General features: G+C 61.5%; 13 protein-coding genes. All 13 read right to left on the reverse strand.

Features of this window, described 5'->3' with window-relative positions; all coding sequences use genetic code 11:
- Nucleotides 1-216 precede the first annotated feature (216 nt).
- The gene (locus P1U55_RS07265; protein ID WP_301046873.1) at nt 217-678 is read right to left on the reverse strand and encodes a hypothetical protein; all 462 of its coding nucleotides are present in this window, start codon (nt 676-678) and stop codon (nt 217-219) included.
- 108 nt (nt 679-786) lie between these two features.
- Nucleotides 787-3,585 (reverse strand): type VI secretion system ATPase TssH, encoded by a 2,799-nt coding sequence (gene tssH, locus P1U55_RS07270; RefSeq protein ID WP_301046874.1) that lies wholly within the window; start codon nt 3,583-3,585, stop codon nt 787-789.
- 60 nt (nt 3,586-3,645) lie between these two features.
- Nucleotides 3,646-4,689: a type VI secretion system baseplate subunit TssG gene (tssG, locus tag P1U55_RS07275; RefSeq protein WP_301046875.1), complete on the reverse strand. Its 1,044-nt coding sequence runs from the start codon at nt 4,687-4,689 to the stop codon at nt 3,646-3,648.
- Nucleotides 4,686-6,647: a type VI secretion system baseplate subunit TssF gene (tssF, locus tag P1U55_RS07280; protein WP_301046876.1), complete on the reverse strand. Its 1,962-nt coding sequence runs from the start codon at nt 6,645-6,647 to the stop codon at nt 4,686-4,688. Before tssF ends, tssG begins: the two co-directional genes overlap by 4 nt.
- Nucleotides 6,648-6,654: 7 nt before the next feature.
- A complete protein-coding gene (locus tag P1U55_RS07285) occupies nt 6,655-7,209 on the reverse strand; it encodes a GPW/gp25 family protein (RefSeq protein ID WP_301046877.1) in 555 nt (184 codons plus the stop codon).
- A 359-nt stretch (nt 7,210-7,568) separates the two neighbouring features.
- Nucleotides 7,569-8,057 (reverse strand): type VI secretion system tube protein Hcp, encoded by a 489-nt coding sequence (locus tag P1U55_RS07290; RefSeq protein ID WP_301046878.1) that lies wholly within the window; start codon nt 8,055-8,057, stop codon nt 7,569-7,571.
- Nucleotides 8,058-8,246: 189 nt separating this feature from the next.
- On the reverse strand, nt 8,247-9,731 hold the full coding sequence (tssC, locus tag P1U55_RS07295) for a type VI secretion system contractile sheath large subunit (protein WP_301046879.1): 1,485 nt from the start codon (nt 9,729-9,731) through the stop codon (nt 8,247-8,249).
- Between the two features lie 65 nt (nt 9,732-9,796).
- Complete coding sequence (tssB, locus tag P1U55_RS07300; protein WP_301046880.1) at nt 9,797-10,336, reverse strand: type VI secretion system contractile sheath small subunit; 540 nt, start codon at nt 10,334-10,336, stop codon at nt 9,797-9,799.
- 95 nt (nt 10,337-10,431) lie between these two features.
- Nucleotides 10,432-11,775 (reverse strand): type VI secretion system ImpA family N-terminal domain-containing protein, encoded by a 1,344-nt coding sequence (locus tag P1U55_RS07305; RefSeq protein ID WP_301046881.1) that lies wholly within the window; start codon nt 11,773-11,775, stop codon nt 10,432-10,434.
- A gap of 98 nt (nt 11,776-11,873) precedes the next feature.
- On the reverse strand, nt 11,874-12,389 hold the full coding sequence (locus P1U55_RS07310; RefSeq protein WP_301046882.1) for an OmpA family protein: 516 nt from the start codon (nt 12,387-12,389) through the stop codon (nt 11,874-11,876).
- Nucleotides 12,390-12,502: 113 nt separating this feature from the next.
- Entirely contained in the window at nt 12,503-14,131 is a 1,629-nt protein-coding gene (gene tagH / locus P1U55_RS07315) for a type VI secretion system-associated FHA domain protein TagH (protein WP_301046883.1), read from the reverse strand.
- A gap of 486 nt (nt 14,132-14,617) precedes the next feature.
- A complete protein-coding gene (locus tag P1U55_RS07320; protein WP_301046884.1) occupies nt 14,618-15,205 on the reverse strand; it encodes a hypothetical protein in 588 nt (195 codons plus the stop codon).
- Between the two features lie 26 nt (nt 15,206-15,231).
- The gene (gene tssI, locus P1U55_RS07325; protein ID WP_301046885.1) at nt 15,232-17,229 is read right to left on the reverse strand and encodes a type VI secretion system Vgr family protein; all 1,998 of its coding nucleotides are present in this window, start codon (nt 17,227-17,229) and stop codon (nt 15,232-15,234) included.
- Between the last annotated feature and the right edge of the window lie 406 nt (nt 17,230-17,635).

Genomic DNA, 17,635 nt, shown 5'->3' on the forward strand with positions numbered 1-17,635 from the left:
ATGCACAACCCATGCATACGCGATTTTGGCTTCCGCGAAGGGCTTAACGCAGCGCGCCATGACGGGGGATAAGCGCAGAAAATCGGGGTGTGAGAGGGAGTGCCGCTGTGATGAGCCTTGGACCGATCGCCGACCCAAGCTGCCCCGCAACGGCCCTCAGGGCGCAAAAAACGGGCAGGGCCGGGTGGCTCCGCCCTTTTGCCATGGGCCACGCGATCAATAGGTGGATTTGTACGCCTCTTTGGCGACCTTCTCGAAGCCCTTGCGGATGATCATTTGCTTAACCATCGACTGGGTGATCGACTTGGCGATGGCGCTGCCGCCCATTTTGACGCCGCGCGAGAAGTAGACCGCATAGATGCCATCCATCACCAGCGAAGTGGCGAATTGGGCGAACTGCTTGTTGGCCATTTCGATGATCGACATATCGCGCATGAAGATGCGGTCATCGTATTTTGCGGCCATGCAAACCTGGGTGATGGCCATGCCGTCTACGCTGAGTGGGGACAGCTTGGAGACCAGCCACTCGCCCATGCTGACATCGCCTGAACGATCAGCATCGGCGCCTTCATAGAAGCTGACGATGGTGACGACATCATTGCCGACAAAGCCGACGGCGCCGATGTCTTTTGTGCTGTCCAGCGGGTCCTGGATTGCGATCCATTCGATTGAGGGCATGTTTATTCCTTTCCAAAGTATTGGTTTCAATAGGGATACGCCGAAAATTGACGCTTGGGGTCGTGTGGCCCGCCCCGTTCAAAATGCGGGGGGCGGGCCGGGGATGGATCAGGCGAGATCGTAGGCGAAATTGCCGTCTTTCACGCCTACTTTCACCGATTTCAGCTCATCGCCGTTCACCGCCTTTTCGAGGATGGCGCGCGACAGATCGGGCAGGATGGAATTGGTGATGATGTTGTCGATCATGCGGCCACCCGAATCCGGGTCGTTGCACTGGGATACGATGTGGTCGATCACCTCGTCGGACAGGTCCATGCTGGCGTTGTGGTTTTGCTTCACGCGTTTGACGATGGAACCGAGCTTGAGCTTGGTGATCATGGCCAGCACCTCGCTGCCGAGCGGGTAGTAGGGGATGGTGACGATGCGGCCCAGCAGAGCGGGCGGGAAGACCTCCAGCAGGGAGGGGCGCAGCGCGTCGGCCAGCGCTTCCGGGTCTGGGTGGGCCTCGCCCTGGGCGCACATATCCATGATGACATCGGTGCCCGCGTTGGAGGTGAGCAGGATCAGGCAGTTCTTGAAATCAATCCCGCGGCCGGAGCCGTCTTCCATGTGGCCCTTGTCGAAGACCTGGAAGAAGAGTTCGTGCACATCGGGGTGGGCCTTTTCGACCTCATCAAGCAGCACCACCGAGTAGGGCTTGCGGCGCACGGCCTCGGTGAGGCGCCCGCCTTCGCCGTAGCCCACATAGCCCGGAGGGGCGCCTTTGAGCAGGGCGACGGTGTGGGCCTCCTGATACTCGGACATGGCGATGGTGATGACGTTTTGCTCGCCGCCATAGATCGCCTCGGCCAGCGCCAGGGCGGTTTCGGTTTTGCCCACGCCGGAGGGACCGGCGAGCATGAAGACACCGATGGGTTTGCCGGGGTTGTCGAGCTTGGCGGTGGAGGTTTCGATGCGCTTGGCGATCATCTCCAGCCCGTGATCCTGCCCGACGACGCGCTCCTTGAGGCGGTCTGCGAGGGTGAGGATGGCCTGCACCTCATCGGCGACCATGCGGCCCACGGGGATGCCTGTCCAATCGCCGACAACGCTAGCGACGGCCTGATAATCGACGTGGGAGTAGATCATCCGCTCGTCGGCGTCGCGCTCCTCAAGCTCGGCGACCTTGGTGGCGAGCGCCTCGCGCAGCTTTTCGGCGTCCTCGGCGGAGGCGGGGGCTGCGTGCTCTTCGGGGAGGTCTGCGGGCGCTTCGGTGGGAGCCTCTTCGGCGGGGGCCTCATCGGCGGTTTCCTCGGCCTCATCCTGGGCTTCGGCGGCTTCCTCGGGGGTGGGGGGCACTTCGCCCTCTTCGTCAACCGGGAGCTTGCCGCTGCCTTCGCCGGTGAGCTTGGCGCGCAGTTCGAGCACCTCCTGCACGATGGATTTCTCTTCCTCGTACTTGGCTATGGTGGCGGCCAGATCATCCTCTAGCTTGCTGCGGTCGGCCTTTAGCTCGTCGATCCGGTCCTGATTGGTTTCTCCCAGCTCGGCCTGGCGCTCCTTGCCCAGCAGTTCGGCATCGACCGAGGCGATGGCGGCCTTGAGGTCGGCCACATGGGCGGGGGTGGTGCTTTGGGAGATCGCCACGCGGGCCGAAGCCGTATCGAGCAGGGACACGGCCTTGTCGGGCAGCTGGCGCGCGGGGATATAGCGCGAGGAAAGCTGGACGGCGGCGACGATGGCCTCATCGGAGATGCGGACCTTATGGTGCGCTTCCATCGGGGCCATGATGCCGCGCAGCATGTAGCAGGCCTTCTCGATATCCGGCTCATCAATGGTGATGGGCTGGAAGCGGCGGGTGAGGGCCGGGTCTTTCTCGAAGTACTTTTGGTACTCCATCCAGGTTGTTGCGCCGATGGTGCGCAGGGTGCCACGGGCCAGCGCGGGCTTCATCAGGTTGGCCGCATCGCCGGTGCCGGCAGCGCCGCCGGCGCCGATCAGGGTGTGGGTTTCATCAATGAACAGGATGATGGGCGTGGCGGAGCCTTGCACCTCGTCGATGAGCTGGCGCAGGCGCTGCTCGAACTCGCCCTTCATCGAGGCGCCGGCTTGCATCAGGCCCATATCGAGCGAGAGCAAGCGGTTGCCTTGAAGCTGTGGCGGCACATCACCGGCGGCGAGGCGCTGGGCGAAGCCTTCGACCACGGCGGTTTTGCCGACCCCGGCCTCACCGGTGAGGATGGGGTTGTTCTGACGGCGGCGCATCAGCACGTCGATGATATTGCGGATTTCGTCGTCACGGCCCACGATCGGGTCCATCTTGCCGGAAGCGGCTTGCGCGGTGAGGTCAACGCAGTAGCGATCCAGCGCGGTGGTGCCGGTGGGCGAGCCTTCGCCGCCGCCGCCCCCGCCGGAGGACAGGCCGGAGCCATCCATCGGGCGCTGGTCTTCCTCATCGGAGGCGGACCAGACGGAGCGGGCATCATTGACGAGGGTTTCCACATTGAGCCCGGACAGGGTGGGCGAACATTCCTTGAGCGTTTCCGCCAGCTTGCGGGATTTCAGCGCCGCCACCAAAAGGTGGCCGGTGCGGATGGACGGCTCGGCAAAGAGCAGCGTGGCGTAGTGCCAGCCGCGATCCAGCAGATCAATCACCGAGGTCGAGAAGCCCGGCATCTCGGTGACGTTCTTGCGATAATCGTCGATGGTTTTTTGCAACTCAGCCAGCACTTTGGAGCGATCAATGCCGTAGTTGATGAGGGAGACGGAAATGTCAGACTTTTCGTTGGCCACCATGTGATAGAACCAGTGCGAAAGCTCGACGTTGCGGTTTCCTTCGCTGCGCGCGTGGCGGTGGGCCTTCATGAAGGCGTCGTAGCCGGAGCTGCCTAGCTTTCCGGCGACTGTTTCGAGGCTTACATCTGACATCGTCGTTCGTCCCTGTTTTAATATGCTCGGGGGACGGCCCCCCGGTTTGAATATCTGCCGCTAACCCGCCTGATGCAGGCTGAAGTGGGCGTCTGAAACATAATCGTCGTCTTTTGTATCTGCCTTGTCGGCCTTCACCGGCGTCCAGCAAGTATAGCCAAGGCGCCCCTGCTTGCCGATTTGCGCCGAAGGGCAGGCGCGGCGGGGCAGGGCGAGTTTAACATCAAAATCAATTTGCTCCCCCAGATAAAATCTTACCATATCCGCCAGCCTGGCAAACATTTTGCCGCCGGGCAGGAAGCTTTTGTAATCATCAAGGCCTTCGGTGCGGATCTCGATGGTGGCCTTGTCGTTGATCGAATAAACGCGCCGCCCGGCATAGGTGTTGCGGCCAAGCTCGGCGCCCGAGCGGCCCATGCGGGTGAGATCGCTTTCCTCGAAATCAAGCCAGATGCCCTGGCGTTCGATGATATGCACATCGACCCCGAGCACGCCCTCAAGCACCTGCTGGAGCCGCTTGGCCGATTTGACCCGTCCCGCCATGACCCCGGCAAAGGGGAGCTTGGCGATATCCGGCACGCGATCACGGTCCTGGTAGGGTTTGGTGCCGATGCCGATGAAACTGCCGAGCCAATCGGAAAAGCGATCCTCATCGGGGCGGTCAAACTGGGCAATCGGGCGGGCATCGGCCCAGACGCGGTGGAACAGTTGCAAGAAGCGGGTGGCGAAGATATCGGCAAAGCGGATGAAGGCATCATCCCCGGCGCGCATCCAGCGATAGGCCTCGATGGAGGTGAGCAGCGGCAGCGGGCCTTGCGGGCCGAAATAGCCCAGAAAGCGGGTGCGTAGGCGGGGGACTTCGCCCTCGCGGACCTCAAACGCCTGCACGTTGGAGGCGGGAAAATCGAGGAACGGGTCTTGCCCGACCGAAACGATCTCCTGGCTGAGCACCTGGCTCTTGCCGATGCGGGGCTTGTCGGGGAACATCCGCTCCATCTCGCGCAGGAGCGCGTGGATATTGAAGCGGTAAGGCTCGGCCTCCAGCATCTCGCGGCGCGAGCGGGCCTTTTCGAGCGGCAGGTGCTTTTGCTCGGCCTCGCTCATAGCAGCGGCCCGGTGCCCGAACGCGGCGCAAAGCGCATGATCTCGCCACGGCTTTCAGAGCGCAACACGGTTTCGGTGAAGCTGTTCATATGGGCGTAATCGGCAAAGAAGCGGTCAAGCACGGCGCCGATCAGCATGATGCCGGTGCCCTCGAAGGCGCGTTCATCAAAGGTGAGGGTCACTTCGGTGCCGCGGGCGGCGTGGTAGCCATCTTCGCGGCGCAGCGAGCGGGTGATGGGCCGCGAGGCGATGGAGGTGATGCCGCGCAACTGGCGCTCGGTGACCGAATCACCGATATCGCAGAACAGGGACAGCAGCTCGCGCAGGCCGCCCGCCGGATCCGTGGCGTTGCGGTCCTTGAGGCCGAGGTGGTTGAAGCTGAGCAGGTTGACCAGCCGCCACATGACCTCCCCATGGTGGCCGATGCGCGGATCGTTGCGATCCATATCCGCGATGGAGGCCGAGGGCGGGGTGGGGCCGGAAATGCAGGCGAGCGGCACGTTGACATCATCGGTCAGGCGGAAATCCACCTTGCTTTGGCCGATGGGCAATTGCTGCACGAGGTGGCGGTTGGAACACAGCGCAACAACCTGAAGGCGCTGCACGCGCTCCTCGTCATCAAGGCCCGCAGGCTCATAGATTGACAGGTAGGTTTCGGTGCCAATGTAATCGCCGCCCATGCCAAAGCGGCGCTCTTTTTCGGTAAGGCGGCGGGGCTTGCGCGAAAAGCTGTAAAACAGTGCTTCGGCGGGGCGAATCTCGCTCGGCGGTTGGCTGTAGAGCTTGTAGACCTCAACCTTTTTGCGCACGCCGGGGTAGTGGGCGTGAACGTCCTTGATGCGGTGGACCTCGTAATTGACGGCCGGGCTGCTATCGGGGACTACGAGATATTCGTTGAACTTGGGATCAGGGCGCACCCGTGAGCAGCGCTCCTCAAAGAGGTTGATCGAGGGCGCGGCGTAGAGGCGGAAGTGCTTTGGCTCGATCAGCGCGGCGAGTTTGGGCTGGCTTTGGCCGAACTCGATCAGCACATCAAAGGCCGGGGCGGGGATGCGCGCGAGCAGGCGCTTGAGGCCCTTCATGCGGAAGCCGAGGAACTTTTGCGGCAGGATCCAGAACTCGCGCAGGAGCGAGAAGCCCTCAAATATCTTGTCTTCTTCGGGGAAGAGGCGCTCTTCCTCGCGAAAGCCCACCTGCTCGATGAAATCGGGCGGGCAGGGGAGGAAGACCGGGTCGCCGGTGCGATCAAGGTAGCGCAGGGTGATGCGGCAGCTATCGGAGAAGATCTGCTCGTAAAGCGTGACCATATCGGCGCGGGGGCCGTTGAGGTAGATCGGCAGCTCGCGGGCTTCGATCTCGTTCACCAGCGCGGGCTTTTCGCCCTTCTTGGGGGGCAGATCCGGGTCACGCTCGGTGTTGTCGGTGCGGCGCACGAAGCGCAGGCGCAGGCCGGCGGCGGTGTCATTCATCACGTCCAGCCCCAGGGCCTGCATCGGGCCGGGGGAGGGCATGTAGGTGGCGGTGTCAATCTCGAGCGGCCAGAGGGTGAGGGGGGCCGAAAGGCGGAAGCGGGCCGACACGCGCTGCTCGCGCTCGACATAGGTGGCATCAAGGTAGCTGCCCGGCTCAAACCGCTCGCCCTTCACCAGATCCTTCTCGTTGAAATCCGGGGTGGCCTGCACGATCATCGCCGAGGGCGTGGGCGCGAGGTAGTCGGGCATCAACTGCTCTAGCAGGTTGGTGGTGAAGGTTTGAAACTCGCTCTGGAGCGCAACCTGGATCCGCGCCGCCATGAAGGCGGTGCCCTCGAACAGCCCGCCAAGGCCGGGATCGAGCTTGTCTTCGGTCAGCCCGCCAAGGCGCTCGGCGATGCCGGGATATTCCTCGGCAAACTCCTTGGACCGCTCGTAAAGAACGGCCAGTTCCTTGTTATAGGCGTTGAGGAATTCTCGGTTCATCGGCGTCTCATTTGTCCGAGATGTTGGTGAATTGCATCTTGCCGGACCCTACGTCGATTTCTGCGACAAATTCCAAAGGAATATCAACAGGTTTGCAAGCCATTTCGGCGTGGATTTCAAACATCAGCTTTTGCTGTTCCTGATTTTCCGCCTCAACCAGCTTTACATCCATGCTCTCGGGCACAAAGCGCGGTTCGTTGTTGATGAGCGCGCGGGCGAGTTGCTTGGGCACCTTTTGCACCTTGATATCCTCAGAGGTGAGGTTGGAAAGATCGACCACGCCATAATTGAGGATGGATTTGCGCACATAGTCGAGATCATCCACATCCATGCAGGCATCGAGGTTGATGGTGTTAGCAAGCTGCACGAGGTCAATCTCGAGATTGCGCTTCAATTCGGCCTCATTGGCGCCACGGCGGCGGTGGGCGGTGCGCTCGGTGAGCACGCGCTGGCCGTCTTGGTAGGAGGTGCTGTCGATCTTAGCATCGCGGGCACGGTGCGCCTCGCGGAAGGCATACATCACCGGAACCTGAAGCTGCTGATTTTTCGCCGGTTTCGCCATGGTGCCCTCCCTTGCTAAGCGTGCCGTGTGTTCGCTGACGTTACGATAACGGGCAGAGGGCGCGGCGTGAAGGGGCGGCGGGAGCGGGATGGGTGAAATTGCGGCATGGATGTCCTCTTGAAATGGGGAGGAAGTCTTTGGAATGGAAGAAAAAACGAGGGTAGCGGGCAATTAAGAGAGCGCGGCGTGATGCCATTCTGGGCAATGAGCGCCGAAATCGCGACGCTGCCGGGGAAGTAAAGGCTTTAGGGCGCCGCAAGTTTGGCGGGGCCTAAAAGCAAACGGGGCACATTGCTGCGCCCCGTTCGATTTCTGCGAAAGCTGGCCTGGCGCGAGGGCCGGGCTGCTTTGAGGGCCTATTACCGGCCTTCGCCAGTGGCGACGTTGTAACCAGCAGTCGTGGTGCCGGCGTCGGTGCCGTCCTCGTTCTGCAGTTTGTACTCAACGTCGATCTCACGGTAGTTCAGCGAGAAGCTCTCGGTCATCACGTCGTCGCCGCCACCGGCACCGCCGAAGGACATGGATGTCACGATGGCGTGGGTGAGTTTAACGGTGAAGTAAGGAAGAACCTCGCCACCGGTTGCTTTCGTGGCGTGCACGTCAACGGTTGCGTAGTGCTGGCCGAGGCACAGCTTTTTCAGCAGGTCGGTGGAGCACTTGTCACACACTTTGGTGGCCATCAGATCGCCGACCTGAACTTTGCCGGAGCCGCCGCCGCGACCAGTGTGCATGGTGCCGGACTGCGAGCCAGCGAAGGACATCGACATCAGGTCGATCCAGCCTTCGTAGCCTTTCACAACACATTCGCCGTCAACACCATCGAGTTTCATGTAGAGTGCGGTAGCCATTAGTTGATCTCCTTTTGGTACCTGGTTTTAGCAATGATTTGCTTTTTAAAAATAAAGACCAGTAATATCCGGTCCCTACTGAGATGGGGAGTATGCCTCCCCGTTGCAAGGCCCACACACAAAGATTTTTAAAAAATTGTGATGGAACCGAACGGGCCGCTGCGAAACAGCGGCCCGAACCCTTGAAAATCAGCCGCCCGGCAGACGGGAAACGAGGCTCATGCCGATGTCCATGCCTTCCATCTGGAAGTGCGGACGCAGGAAGAATTTGCCCATGTAGTAGCCGGGGTTCTCCTCGTCGGGGACGATCTGAATCTCGGCACCGGCCAGCGGGCGCTTGGCCTTGGCGGTTTCCGAGGAGTTCTTTGGATCGGCGTCGATATACTGGGCGATCCAGTTCTTGAGGTCGCGCTGAAGCACGTCCTGCTCCTTGGTCGAGCCGATCTGATCGCGCACCATGCACTTGAGGTAGTGCGAGAAGCGCGACACCGCGAAGATATAGGGCAGCCGCGAGCTGAGGTTGTCGGCCGCGGTGGCGTCCGGATCAACGAAGCTTTTGGGCTTATAGAGCGACTGAGCCCCGATGAAGGCCGCCTTGTCGGTATTTTTGCGGTGCACGAGGCTGATGATGCCAGCCTTCGACAGTTCGCCTTCACGACGGTCGGAAATGGCGATCTCGGTCGGGCATTTCTGATCAATCGAGCCATCACCGGTATCAAAGGTGTGGGTCGGCAGGTTCATCACCTCGCCGCCGGACTGCACACCACGGATACGCACCGTCCAGCCATATTCCTTGTGGGCACGCGCGATGTTGGCGGCCATCGGGTAGGCGGCGTTCATCCAGGCGAACTTCTTGCCCTCGTGGCCATCGGTCTCTTCTTCAAAGTTGAAGGCTTCGATGGGCAGCGAATTTTGCCCATAAGGCTCGCGAGCCATGACGCGCGGGGCGGTCAGGGCCACATAGCGGGAGTTTTCGCTCTCGCGCAGCGATTTCCAGGCGGCGTAATCAGGGGTTTCGAAGATCGAGCCAAGGTCTGCCGGGTTGTTCAGCTCGTTCCAGCTTTCCATGTTCAGCAGGCCGGGGTTGGCCGCCGAGATGAAGGGCGCGTGCGCGGCGGCGGCAATTTTGCCGAGGTCGCGCAGCAGGCGCACATCGGCCGGGCTGTGATCGAAGTAGAAATCACCGATCAGCGCACCGTAAGGCTGGCCGCCGAGCTGGCCGAATTCATGCTCGTAGATCTGCTTGAACAGCGGAGACTGGTCCCACTTGGCGCCGGGGTAGGAGCGAAGCTCGCGCTCCAGCTCTTTTTTGGAGACGTTGAGCACCTTGATCTTCATCGTGGCGTCAGGCTCGGAGTTCATCACCATGTAGTGCAGGCCGCGCCACGCGCTTTCGACCTTTTGATACTCGTCGTGGTGGATGATCTCGTTGACCTGTGCGGTGAGCTGCTCATCGAGCTTGGCGATCATCTCGTCGACGGTATCGAGCACGTCTTCCTTGATGACCGACTGGTCGGCGAGCGCCTCTTTCACGAGGGTCTGAACCGCGTTTTCCACCTCGGTGGCGGCGGTGTCGGAGCGGGGTTTGAAGGTTTGCTTCAGCGCGGCGGAGAAGTCATCCAGTTCGGATACTGCACCACCGGCTTCGGCTTCCTGTTGGGCTTCGGTTGCCATGTGTCTGGTCCCTGTCTGTTGTCTGGTCGAGGCTTGGAGTTTGGAAAATGCGAGGGCTGGTTGGATCAGCCTTCGCCACCCTCACCCGCATCGCCGTCGTCGGCGGCACCTTCGGCACGTTTCTCTTTGAGCGCTTCCATCAGCTTCGGATCGTCGAGCAGCTTCTTGATCTGGTCCTGCGCGGCGGATTTACCGTTCATGTAGCGCTGGAGGTTGGCCAGTTCGTCACGCGCGTCGAGCAGCTTCTTGAGCGCGGGCACCTGCTTGGCGATCTCGCCTGGATCAAGGTCATCCATCTTGGAGAAATCGAGCTTCACGCCGAGCTTCTCACCTTCGGAATCGCCGAGCTTGTTGTCAACGTTGAACGAAACGCCGGGCTGCACGGCGTCCATGTAGTCATCAAAGTTTTCGGTATCGACCTGGGTGAACTTGCGCTCGGCCATCGGGTCTTTCTCGACATCCGAGGCGTTGCCCGAAAGATCGGCCATCACACCCATCACGAAGGGCAGCTCTACGTTCTTTTCGGCATCATACGGGTCTTCGTACGAAATGTGGACGCGGGGTGAGCGGTTGCGTTTGATGAAGCGTGTCGCTGAATCGGCCATCTGGAAATCTCCCTAATAATTATGCAATTGAAGCCACGCAGGCTTCGATTTGTCAAATGTTTTGCCCGGTTGGGCGGCGCGTGACTGACCCAGGGTCAGCCTTGTTTGTTCATGTGTTGGAACAGGTCACTCAGGATCGACGAAAAGTCTCGGTTGAGATAGGTTTTCGCCTTGAACAGCAGAACCGGGACCGGGCTGGATGGCTCGGTTTGCCGGAAGAAGCTTTCAACCGCCGAAATGAGGGCCGCCGCCTGGTCGCGGTTCTGGCACTCGACCGGCTCGGCGGGGCCGGTATCAATGGGCGCCACGGTGGAGGGCAGCTCGTAAGCGGCGAGTTGGCGCAGGCGGTCGACGTTCATGAAAAAGCCGTCTTCCGAGCCAAAATCAACCAGCGCATTCGAGGACATGGAGGGCAGGAGCGCATCCAGCGCCTCGGTCAGCGGCTTGCCGATCAGGTCTTGGGCCTGACGAATCAGCAAGAGGGCGGGGGCAGAGGGCTCGATCGCCGCAAAATAGCCCTCGACCGCCTCCAGCGCCGCCTTGGCGGTGGCGTGATTGGGGATCGTGCCAACGGCCACCGGCGGGCCGGAGGCGACCATGCCGCCGCCGGTGGGCGCAACCATGGGCTGGCCATCTTCGCCGATGCCGATCTCGCCGTCTTCGCCAGCCTCGCCCGCATCGCCGCCAACCAGATCGGGGCGGGCCTCCTTGAAGAAGGCGATCATGCGATCAAGGGTTTCTTCAAGCTGTGAAAGCTGGGGCGCAAAGGCAGAGCTATCGGCGGTTTTGCACATATTGCCCATCCGCGAGCAGGCTTCGCGGGACAGCACCAGCGCGCCGTAGGCCTTATCTACGGCTTCGGCGTTATCGGCGCTTTTCACCGCCGTCAGGATCGAGCCGCTATCGGGCGGATTTTCATTGGGGCGGGCCTCCTTGGCACCGCTCGACACCTGAAAATCACGGAAGGAGATACGTCCGGCGCGGCGATCCTCGAACAGGTCAGCATGTTCGAGCGGCATACAGACCTGGCCCAATTCATTGAGCAATTCTATGGCATTGCGCCGCTCGGAGGTATCGCCCTCGTCGATCTTGGGGTTCACATCATGCCAGTAGGTCTCGATCAGGCTGGCCATGGCGTTGGTGCATTCGGAAAAACCTACAACGCGGCCCGCGAGGGCCTGAAACTGCGCCTCAAGCACCAGCAGCCGCAGATCGCGGGTGCGCTCCAGCAGCTTGGCGATTTCGGCGCTTTCTTTCTTGATGTCGATGTTCTTGCGGTCAAACACCTCACCGGTTTCCTGGTTGACGATGAACCGCATCGGCACCCGATCAAGGGCTTCGAAATAGTAGTCGATATAGCCGTCGTCGTCCTCCAGCAGCAGGTCCGGGCCGCAGGGGCTTTCATCGGAGATCGGCTCAAGGAGATTCTCGTAACGCATTGGCAATCCGAATAAAGAGAGTGTGTCGCACAAAAGAAATGCCGCCCCGAGGCCGGGACGGCAAGTGTTTTGTTATCCGAAGGGGAGCGAAGCTCCGGTCACTGGAGGTCGATACGCAGCTCGACTCGGCGGTTTTCCGGGTCGAGCGGATCAGCCGTTCGTGGCGCGCTTTCGCCAAAACCCATGGCTGAAAGGCGCTCTTCAGAGACACCCAGACCAATGAGATAAGACTTTACCGAAGCGGCGCGATCATCCGAGAGGTTGCCGTTGTAGTTTTCGGTGCCACGGGCATCGGTGTGACCTTCAATCATGAAGCGGGCCTTCTGGAGGCGCTCATCTTCAAACGCCTGGGCCACAACGGCCAGTGATTGCTTGGCTTCGGGCGTCAGCTCGGCGCTGTCGAGCTCGAAGTTGATCATCATGTCCATGCCAGCGGGCTTGGGCGGGGCACATTCTTCGGCGGTGCCGATGCAGATGCCGCGATTGAGGCCCAGATCTGCGCTGTCGACGAGGAAATTCGCCACGTCGTCAGCCGAATAGGGGGTTTGCGACTGGGCAGACGCCGCCAACGCGGAGGCTGCCACAAGTGCGGTAGAGAGGAGCAGGGTGCGCATGAAAATCACCTTCGAGTCAAAATCCTTGACGTTAAGGTAGGCATGGGGCGTTGCCCTGTCAAGGAACGCTCCGTTTTTTAACGGTTTTGTCACACTGGGCGGCGCGCCCTAAGTCATTGATTTTGCGACTGTTCCATCACGTCATCATAGGCTTCGGAGAAATAGGCGAGGAAAACATCGAGCATGCCGTTATCATAGGGGTGGGTTTTTGCATCCCAGCGCTCAACGTAAATTTCCCAGGCGCGCGCGTGTTTGGACGAGAAGCGCCCGGCATCGACCTTCTCTTCCACCGCTTCGGGGGCCATGTCTTCCAGCAGGCGGGCAAGGGCGGGCTGGAGCGCGGCGTGGACTGCATATTGGTGCATCTTGATGTCGTTAAAGCTTTTCTGCACGGTTTCGGCGCCGCGCATATAGCCCTGGCGACCGGTGCCGAACATCACCTCAAGCTGGTCTTCGGCGCCGGGCATGAACTTGAGCGGGTTGTTGGCATCGGCCCCGATCATGGTGCGGGAGCCGGATTTGAGGCTTTGCTTGGTGGCGGCGCGGGCCTTGAGCAGGCCGGCCAACTCACCAACCATGATGCGCATCGCCTTGCCGATTTCATGCGCCACGGCGCCCGGATCGGGGCCTTCAAAGCACTTGGGGTTGATCCCCGCGCCATCGGCGATGGCCGCGAGCAGCCCGGAGGCATCGCCGACGGTGCCCTTGGGGGGCGGCGGCGCTGAGGGCGCGGGCGCGGGCGGGGCCGAGAAGGCCTCGGCGGCGGGTGCGGTGGGTGAAACGGGTGAGGGCTGCGGCGGCGGCGGCACCGGTGGCGCGGCAACCGCAGGCTGTGCAGGCGCTGCGGGGGGCGGCGGCGGCGCGGGTTGAGGGGCACCGAAGGGCGAGCCTTCCTGAGCGGGCGGTTCGGTGGTGGGCAGAGGCGGTGCTGGCTGCGGCTCTGGCGCGCCGAAGGGCGACTCAGAGGCGGGCGGCGTGCTGGGTGCGGGCGGTGCGGCTTGAGGCTCTGGCGCGCCGAAGGGCGACTCAGAGGCGGGCGGCGTGCTGGGCGCGGGCGGTGCGACCTGAGGCTCCGGTGCGCCGAAGGGCGAGTCCGACGCCGCAGCGGGGGGCTGCTGGGGCGCAGGCGCGGGCTGGGCGGCGGGCGCCCCAAAGGGCGAGGCCCCGCCAGCGGGCGGCGGCGGTGTGCCGGTATCCGAGCTGGAAAAACTGGGCAGATCAAGGTGTTGGTCGCCAAAGTCGGTCAGGTTATCGCCGGGGGTGCGATCAACGAAATCGCCCGAAGCGGGGGGCGCGGCGCTGCCGACCGACCAGATATCATCATTGCTTTGCGGTGCTGGCCCGGGCGCGGCGGGGGGCGGCGCGCCAAAGGCGGGGGCGCTTGCAGGCATTGCCGGGCTGACGGGCGGCGCGGCGGCGGCGGTGGCCTGATCAACATTGGCGACGACGAGATAGTGACCGATCTGGAGCTTGTCCCCGTGCTGAAGCTGGTAGGGGCTTTTCACCCGCATGGTGCCGCCGTTGACGAAAGTGCCGTTAGTTGACACGTCATAAAGCCAGTAGCCGCCGTTCTCGTAGCGCACCTCGGCGTGGCAGGATGACACGAAGCGGTTCGGGTCGGGCAGGGTCCAGTCCATGGCCGGGTCGCGGCCGAGTTCAAAGCCGCTCTGGTTGGCCGAATACTCGATCGGGCCGCCATCGGGCAGGTGGTTGAAATTGTCGATGCGCAGCGTGAGGGTCATGGTCTCGGGGCCGTTCCGGTCGGGCCTGCGCGCGGGGTGCCGCAGCGGCAGGGGTGAATTCCTGTACTCCACAGTTAGGGCGAAGGGGCGTGACGATGCAACCCTGTGGCGGGGTTTGGGCGGGTATTTCATGCAAGCCTGCGCCCCCGTGCCGTGTGGGGTGAGCGGGTTTATGCCGCGGCGAAGTCTTGTGCCTTTTCAGCCCTCTAGGCCGCGTGGGTCTGGCCATGCGTGACGCAGCGTGCCCCACGAGGGAGTAAGATGGGGCGGCGGCGGGCCATGCGCGTGAAGGCACGGCGCCACCACCCCAGGCCGCTTCGGCCCCTCTCCAGCCTGGGCACAGATGCGGCATATCTCCCTCGATCCCTGCCCGAAGCCCTTTTTCGTGCGGAGGCGTGGGCCGCCGTCTCGCGGGCCTGGTGCAGATCAAACCAGTTCTTTTGTGGCGCGCCGCCTGCGATAATCGTGCACGCGGGGCAGGGCGGATCAGCCCTCTTCGGTGAGCATGAGCGCCATGCGGACAAACCGCTGGAGGTGCTCGTCACGGTGTTCGTAATCAATCCGGGCGAGGGCCGACAAGATTCCGGCGTTTACCGCGCGCGCCGTCAGGAACGGCGGCGGTGGCACTGGCGGCAGATCGGGGCCAACCATCGACCCCGAAGACCAGCCCGCCCCGAGGGCCACCCAGACGCCGGGTGTTTTGCTGTCGGTCAGCATGGCGGCGTCGAGCGCGCGGTAGCGGCTGTCTTCCTCGGGCTTGCCAACCCATGCGGCGGCAAGCTCCAGCATCTTGCGGTCAATATCTTCGAGCGTATCGTCGATCTTCTTGAGGCATTCATGCCCCCACCACACCGAGAACCGCCGGGGCAGCACATAGGCGCAATAGGTGATGGCCTCTTCGGGCGTGGGGCTTTTGGCCAGTTGGGTGATGAACTCGATAGACGAATGCTCACCGGGCCGTGCCGTCACGTCCTCCTCGATCTCAGGGATCGCTTCATACAACTCATGCGCGACCTCAAAGCGCAAATTCTTGCGCTTGGTGTCCACATTGACAGTTTCTTTTACGTCCCCCACGAGGCCGAATCCTTCTTGTTCGGTTCCTAGTTGATCTTAACGACCGCACCCTTGACCGTCATCATGCCGCCCGCCTTGTGCTCGGCGATGCCGCCACCGCTTGTTTTCATCTCGGCGCTGGCCTTGGCCTCGATTTTCATCGCCTTGAGGGTGATCGAGGTGCCATCCATCACAATCGAGGAGCCGCCCACCTTGAGGGTGAGCTTGGTCTTCGATTCGATCTCGATGTCTTCCATCGCGGTCAGCTTGTCTGACTTGGTGATCATGGTTTCGCGGGCCATGTCGACCGTCAGTTTTTCGTTGCCGCCGATCTTGGTGGTCCGGTTGCCGTTGACGGTGCGGCTTTCGGTGCCCTTGATCAGGTACTCGTTCTTGCCGTCGATCGTGTGGTTTTCGTCGTTTTTCACATGGCGGGTTTCATCGTTGCCGATGATGGTCGAACGGTCGTTGTCCACCTCGCGGCGCTCATCGTTGAGCACCTTGGTTTCCATATCATATTGCGCGTGCTGGCGGAACAGCTCGTCGCCCTTGGTATCGTTGAACACCAGTTCGTTATAGCCGCCGCCGCCGGTGGTGGAGTTGGACTTGATGCCATTCCAGTTCTTGTCACCCGGTTGCTCGTATGGTGGCATGTTTTCATCGTTGTAAACACAGCCGGTCACGACCGGGAGGTTCGGGTCACCATTGATAAACTCAACCACGACCTCCATGCCGATCCGTGGAATGAAGAGCGTGCCCCATCCGGCCCCGGCCCATGGCTGCATCACCCGGATGCGCATGGAGGAGTTTTCGTCCTTTTTACCCAAACGGTCCCAGTAGAACTGGCACACGATGCGCCCGAACTCATCAACGTCGATTTCTTCGCCGCCAGCCCCGGTGACAAGCGCGGTTTGCGGGCCGGTCATGCGCTTTTCGGGGGTTTTGCGCTCGGGCGCGTAGGGCACATTGCCCGGCGCGAACTCATAATTGCCCACGTACACATGCTCGCTGCCCGCAGCGCTGCCGGAGCGGTACCCTCCGGTATAAAAACTGTGCATGGCGCGGGTGCAGATAAATTCCTGCCCGACCAGCGCATAGTTTTCGTGCTCGCCGCCCAGGATAACGCGCATTCCCGAGCGCAGGCTCAGGGTGTCGCCGGTGGCGATGTGGTGCTTGTCGCGGGCGCGATACTGTTCGGTGCGCAGGCGGGCGTAATCCTTGCCTTCGCGCGTGTCGAGATAAACGCCGGGATACTCGTAACTTTCGATCATGCCGTTCTCATGCGCGGCATCGCCGTTCTGGTGGGCTTCCATGCTCGCTGAGGGCGTTTTGAAGTTATAGTCCGTCAGCGTGACCTTGCCGGTGGTGAGGCGGCGGTGGGGGGTCCATTCCCAGAAGTGTTCTTCGAACTGCACATGCTGGCCCTCGGCGCCGACATAGCGCCGCGTACCCACCGAGGAAAAGCCATCGGCGGTGTCGGAGATCACGAGCCGGTGCACCCCCATGTCGTGCTCGAAGTGATAGTTGATCCCGTAGCGCTCCATCAGCCGTGTGAGGAAGGTAAAGTCGCTCTCGGCAAACTGGACGATGTATTCCTGCCGCGGGTAATTGCCTGACAGCCTGTTGACCAGACCACCGGCGCTGTCGCTGTTGAAGTCCTGAAAAACCTCCTGGATGATCTGTTCGATCGATTTTTCCTGGAAGATCTTGTTGTTGAACTTCTTCGACATCAGCCAGAACCATGGCCGCAGCGTGAAACGATAGGCATTGCCGGTATCGCCGTCGCCGGACCAGGAGCATTCGGTCACGATGCCGTCGAAGAACTCGGGTTCGCCCTTGAGGGTTTCCAGCTCCACGGTCATGTGGCTGCCGAGCAGATTGTCGAGATCAAGGTTGGGTTCCATGGCGGCGGCTTCGACGTGGTATTCGAAGCACTCGTTTACGCCATCCATTCCGTCGAAGCGGAGCAGGCCGAGGGTGTTGAAAGCAAACGGAGAGTGGAGTTTGCCCATGCGCCCTGACTGTTCGATGATGTCCTGAGGCATATCTAGAACGTCTCACTTTTGTAATTATGCGCGCCGCCCGACGGCAAAATAATATGTCGGGGGCAATCGGGGTATCTGAAAAATAACGTAGGCATAATGTAGGCATCGGGTGAAGCGCGCGCAAGGGTCAGGTTGAAATCCTTTTCGCAGGGGCGCCTCCAGGATCCGGTGCGAGCAGGCTTGGTGAGCGAAGCATTGCAGGGGTTTGGCCATGTGGCGCAGGCGCCGGGGAGGGTGGAGAAACGGGCGGTGCAAACGCTTCTGAAGGGCGGCTTTGCGGCGGCGCGGTTTGTTGCGGGGGGGCAACAAAATACGGCTTTTGCGCTGGCAAATCGTAACAACAGCAGTGCTGTGGGTAATTCACCGTTGTCGAATTTCGTAAGGGCAAGTAGGGTCACGCCAAATG

It is taken from the genome of Vannielia sp., from assembly GCF_029212645.1.
Taxonomy (GTDB): domain Bacteria; phylum Pseudomonadota; class Alphaproteobacteria; order Rhodobacterales; family Rhodobacteraceae; genus Vannielia.

Coding starts and splice junctions, on each gene's coding strand:
- P1U55_RS07265 (WP_301046873.1), bottom strand. CDS start 678: ATGCCCTCAATCGAATGGATCGCAATCCAGGACCCGCTGGACAGCACA.
- tssH (WP_301046874.1), bottom strand. CDS start 3,585: ATGTCAGATGTAAGCCTCGAAACAGTCGCCGGAAAGCTAGGCAGCTCC.
- tssG (WP_301046875.1), bottom strand. CDS start 4,689: ATGAGCGAGGCCGAGCAAAAGCACCTGCCGCTCGAAAAGGCCCGCTCG.
- tssF (WP_301046876.1), bottom strand. CDS start 6,647: ATGAACCGAGAATTCCTCAACGCCTATAACAAGGAACTGGCCGTTCTT.
- P1U55_RS07285 (WP_301046877.1), bottom strand. CDS start 7,209: ATGGCGAAACCGGCGAAAAATCAGCAGCTTCAGGTTCCGGTGATGTAT.
- P1U55_RS07290 (WP_301046878.1), bottom strand. CDS start 8,057: ATGGCTACCGCACTCTACATGAAACTCGATGGTGTTGACGGCGAATGT.
- tssC (WP_301046879.1), bottom strand. CDS start 9,731: ATGGCAACCGAAGCCCAACAGGAAGCCGAAGCCGGTGGTGCAGTATCC.
- tssB (WP_301046880.1), bottom strand. CDS start 10,336: ATGGCCGATTCAGCGACACGCTTCATCAAACGCAACCGCTCACCCCGC.
- P1U55_RS07305 (WP_301046881.1), bottom strand. CDS start 11,775: ATGCGTTACGAGAATCTCCTTGAGCCGATCTCCGATGAAAGCCCCTGC.
- P1U55_RS07310 (WP_301046882.1), bottom strand. CDS start 12,389: ATGCGCACCCTGCTCCTCTCTACCGCACTTGTGGCAGCCTCCGCGTTG.
- tagH (WP_301046883.1), bottom strand. CDS start 14,131: ATGACCCTCACGCTGCGCATCGACAATTTCAACCACCTGCCCGATGGC.
- tssI (WP_301046885.1), bottom strand. CDS start 17,229: ATGCCTCAGGACATCATCGAACAGTCAGGGCGCATGGGCAAACTCCAC.